Origin of the sequence: Collinsella sp. (genome assembly GCF_052346665.1) — a bacterium.
Lineage (GTDB): Bacteria > Actinomycetota > Coriobacteriia > Coriobacteriales > Coriobacteriaceae > Collinsella.
In genome coordinates, this window is record NZ_DAWDUX010000027.1 from 27,291 (window position 1) to 31,593 (window position 4,303).

Annotated in this window: 3 protein-coding genes and 1 pseudogene; all 4 read left to right on the top strand. The window is 61.4% G+C overall.

Annotated elements, in window-relative coordinates:
* Positions 1-107 precede the first annotated feature (107 nt).
* A complete protein-coding gene (locus ACT8II_RS06295; RefSeq protein WP_118652375.1) occupies positions 108-593 on the top strand; it encodes an RrF2 family transcriptional regulator in 486 nt (161 codons plus the stop codon).
* A 26-nt stretch (positions 594-619) separates the two neighbouring features.
* Positions 620-1,579, top strand: a complete 960-nt coding sequence (locus ACT8II_RS06300) for an adenine glycosylase (protein ID WP_294159967.1) — start codon at positions 620-622, stop codon at positions 1,577-1,579.
* 145 nt (positions 1,580-1,724) lie between these two features.
* A complete protein-coding gene (gene rbr, locus ACT8II_RS06305) occupies positions 1,725-2,264 on the top strand; it encodes a rubrerythrin (protein WP_118652379.1) in 540 nt (179 codons plus the stop codon).
* A gap of 172 nt (positions 2,265-2,436) precedes the next feature.
* A pseudogene (locus ACT8II_RS06310) lies at positions 2,437-4,303 on the top strand (hypothetical protein); the annotation flags it as partial.

Here is a 4,303-nt window from a genome sequence, read left to right on the forward strand (position 1 = left end):
ACAATGTCAGTATCGGTGCCGAATGGCGCACTATGCTCGACCACGAGTTTATTTGCCAACCACGCATAACGTCTCGAATAGATTTCGTTTACTCGCAAGGAGAAGAGATGGACATCTCCCGCAAGACCGACTATGCCCTGCGCATGCTTTCCATGTTGGCGGAAGGCGAGGATAGCCTTCTGTCCGTGCGTACGGCCGCCGAGACGGTGGATGTGCCGTATTCTTTTGCCCGCTCCATTCAGCACGGTCTGGTGCAGGCGGGGATTATCGAGAGCCTGCGCGGTGTCCGCGGCGGCATGCGGCTTAAAGTCGACCCCAAAGATGTGACGATTCGTCAGATCGTCGAGGCGGTCCAGGGCCCGCTCGTCATGAACGATTGCACGGCGGAGGACGGGATATGCCCTCGCATGGATGAATGCTGCTATCATCCCCTGTGGATAGGAGCCCAGGAGCTGCTTCGCAATTATCTGGACTCCGTTACGCTCGATGACGTCGTCAATCGACGGCAGCATCCCGCGGTCGACCCCAAGTTCGCCGATCGCTCGCGTTTTCCCGAGTACGCCGGGTGCTCCAGGGGGTGCTCGTGCGTGTAGCCGCATGATCCTCTAAGGAGCTCAAGATGAACATGGACCCCTTCCGCACGCTGGTTCGCACGGAAGGGGTTCGTTTGTATCGAGACCTTCCGTGGCGTCGCACGCGCGACCCGTATAAGATCTGGCTTTCGGAGGTCATGCTTCAGCAGACGCAGGTCGCCCGCGTGGAGACGCGGTGGGCGGAATGGCTCGATGCGTTCCCGAGCGTCTTCGCGCTGGCAGAGGCCGGTACTGCTGAGGTTCTCGCGGCTTGGCAGGGTATGGGGTACAATCGTCGCGCTCTGGCGCTCAAGGCGGCTGCTGAGGAGATCGTTCGCGGGTACGATGGGGTGTTTCCCGCGGGTACGAAGGAGCTCATCGCCTTGCCGGGGATCGGCCCGGCGACTGCGCAGGGCATCCGATCCTTTGCGTTTGACTTGCCAGGGGTCTACCTGGAGACGAATGTGCGCACCGTTCTTCTACACCACCTGTTCCCCGATGTGCCGGGCGTGCCCGATAGGGAACTTGTGCCGCTGGCGGAGGCGACATGTCCCGCAGCTCCCGCATCGTGCGGGGCGGAAGCGGATTGCTTCGCTGGCCAGAAACCGGGCGCCTTGATGGCTGCCGACGCGAGGTCCGCGGACCCCTTCGCTATGCCCCAGGATCCCGATGACACGCCGCGCACCTGGTACTATGCCATGCTCGACTATGGTGCGTATCTCAAGAAGACCGTTCCCAACCCCTCGCGTCGTGCCAAGGCATATACGCGCCAATCGCGATTTGAAGGCTCACGCCGTCAGAAGCGGGCGGAAATCGTGCGCCAGTTGTTGGATGCCCAGGCGCGTGGCGAGCGGGCGAGCACCGCTTCGCTGCATGCCGCCCTCAACGACGTCGAGCGCACTGCCGGACGTCCGCCCGTTGAGGGGGAGCTCGTCGAATCCATATTGACCGATCTCGCCCGCGAGGGATTTTGCCGGGAGTGTGAAGGGGCGTGGGTGATCGTCTAGGGCGATCGAGCGAGCTTTTGCAAGAGCGGGCGCGAGTGGGGTACAAGAGATTTACGGGCGTCTTTGCAGGCGGTCCCGTTGGGGTTCCGCTCGATGTGGCGCATCGACGGCGCCTTTCGATTCCTACGCCACCTAGGAGGTATTCATGGATTTCGAGAATTCCCAGACCAAGAAGAACCTCGAGGCCGCTTTTGCGGGCGAGTCTCAGGCCCACACCAAGTACCGCTACTACGCTTCCAGGGCCAAGAAGGACGGCTTCGTTCAGATCTCCAACATCTTCATGGAGACCGCTCTGAATGAGTCCGAGCATGCCAAGCTCTGGTTCAAGGAGCTGCATGGAGGCGAAGTCCCCGGCACCCTCGATAACCTGCGCGATGCTGCTGCCGGTGAGAATTACGAGTGGACGACCATGTACGACGAGTTTGCCAAGACCGCCGACGAGGAGGGCTTCACCGCTATCGCCGCCAAGTTCCGCGGTGTCGGTGCCGTCGAGAAGGCTCACGAGGAGCGCTACAACAAGCTTGCCGAGCGCGTTGAGAAGGGCGAGGTCTTCACCCGCGAGGGCGTGAAGGTGTGGAAGTGCCTCAACTGCGGTCACCTGCACGTGGGCCCCACCGCCCCCGAGATGTGCCCCGTCTGCGCTCATCCGCAGTCCTACTTCGAGGAGCAGGTCGTTAACTACTAGACCGCAGCGCATATACGCGTGGTTTGGCGGTGCGCCGGAGAGGAGATCTTCGGCGCACCGCCTTATCTTTTGCTTAAGAAATGTGTCGGCTCAAGGGGCATTCCCTCAAGCGTGATTATTCGGTACGATGGACTGGCACTTCAAACGTACTACATCTCATAGGGAGCCCATTGTGACCAACCCCGCTCGCTACGAGGACATGGGTCTTGTTGACTCACGTGTCCGAGCCGCACTCAACCCCGTTGGCCGCTCCACCAAGACGGTGCTCATGGCTGCGATGATCGCGACCGCAACGGTTTCAACCGCTGGTATCGCTGTCCCCTCAATTGCCCATGCGGCTCCCCAGGGTGGTGCCATTCAAACGCTCGAATCGTACGATGCGCAGATTCGCTCGCTTGTCGAAAAACAGGACCTTGTCGCCCGTGCTGCTGCCGGAACGCTCGACGAGGCCTCGGAGCGCCTGATTCTTCAGCGAGAGCTGGTGCGTCGTGCCGGATATGAGCAGCTGAGCGAATTACGGGCCTCTTCAACCGATGCAAGCGAGTTCCTCGATTGGTTCATGGGTGACCTCGCGGCGCTGCGCTATTATGTCACGGGCGGCGAGGTGTGGACCAATGCCAAGAACAACGTAGCGACCCACGCCGACTACATCAAGTCGCTCGGCATCTTCATGCGCCTGCGCAAGACGAACGCCGCCGACCTTACGGCACCGGGTGCCGATGCGGATGTGTACCTGCGCATGATGGTTGCGGCATCCCTCGATGTCTCTGGTCGTGCGCGCCTGTGGACGGGCGATCCGGGGTTTGTGTCCGACCCGCTCGTGCGCTACTACACCATCAAGACATTCCGCTCCGATGAGCGCTATCGCTTTAAGAAGGACCTGTTCGACGCGTTGCCGGTCGAGAGCATGCGCCTGGTCTTCGAAAACCAGATCACCGATGCGGAGCTGCCCTGGTTGGCGAATTACTCGCTCGCCAAGTTCTCCGCCACTGACGACAAAACTGAGGATAGTCGCCTGAACGCGTACTCCTACATCTGGTATGACGGTGGTTATGCGAGCAACGGCGGGTACAGCAACGTGCGTTTTTACAACGATGCCGAGTTCAACGGCCCTGTTGAGGAGATGAAGTCCTCCAACGGTGCGCCCGGCAAGCCCCTCAAAGTCTGGCAGGGCGGCTGGAAGGAGAAGTACCAGCTTTCCTACACGGACGCGCACTTCCCGAATGCCGAGGCGAACGACCTCTATCACATCGGTTGCGGCGACGTTTCTTCCGTTCCGGGTGCCACACAGGATAAGACCAAGTACCACCGTCTCTGGATGGTGTTTGAGAAGGGTGGCGTGTGCGGAGCCCTCGCCAAGACCTTCGCCAACCTCAACGGTATGGTCGGCGTGCCCTCGTTCGTGGTGGGCCAGCCCGGCCACGCCGCCACGCTCACCTATGAGCTGCGCGCCGATGCGAACGGCACGATGGTGCCGACGTATCGCATCCAAAACGACGTATCGGGATGGGGCAAGAGCAAGAGCCCGTCTGCAGCCCACTGGCTCAACGGGTGGGGGCGCGGCATTACGGGCGAGTTCGCAGGTATGTACACGCTCTATGCCACGGAGGCCCTCTCCGATTGGGTGGGGTACGTCCGCAGTTACGAGACGCGCCTGATCGCCGCGAGCCTCGATGAGGGTTCCACCGTTCGCGAGCAGGCGATTGATGCCGCCCGCGGGGCGCAGCCCATCAACTTCGATGCACTTTGGGCAAAGATCGAGCTCCTCGACGCGCGCGATGCCGCCGCCGCTGAATGGGAGGCACTGGCCAAGGAGATCGCCGAGCAGCTCAAGTTCTACCCGCTGCCCATGCATGACCTCATCAAGAACATCAACAAGCGCACCGACGGCTCGCAGTTCGCCGTCTTGGAGGCCATCAGGCTCGATGCGCTCCAGCGCGCGTCCAAGGTCGACAAGAGCCAGACGGTCAATCACGATGCCTGTGTGCGCGTGACGGGTGTGCCCGGTTTAGGTGCGGTGACTTCCGGCGAGGGAGCGC

Coding starts and splice junctions, on each gene's coding strand:
- ACT8II_RS06295 (WP_118652375.1), top strand. CDS start 108: ATGGACATCTCCCGCAAGACCGACTATGCCCTGCGCATGCTTTCCATG.
- ACT8II_RS06300 (WP_294159967.1), top strand. CDS start 620: ATGAACATGGACCCCTTCCGCACGCTGGTTCGCACGGAAGGGGTTCGT.
- rbr (WP_118652379.1), top strand. CDS start 1,725: ATGGATTTCGAGAATTCCCAGACCAAGAAGAACCTCGAGGCCGCTTTT.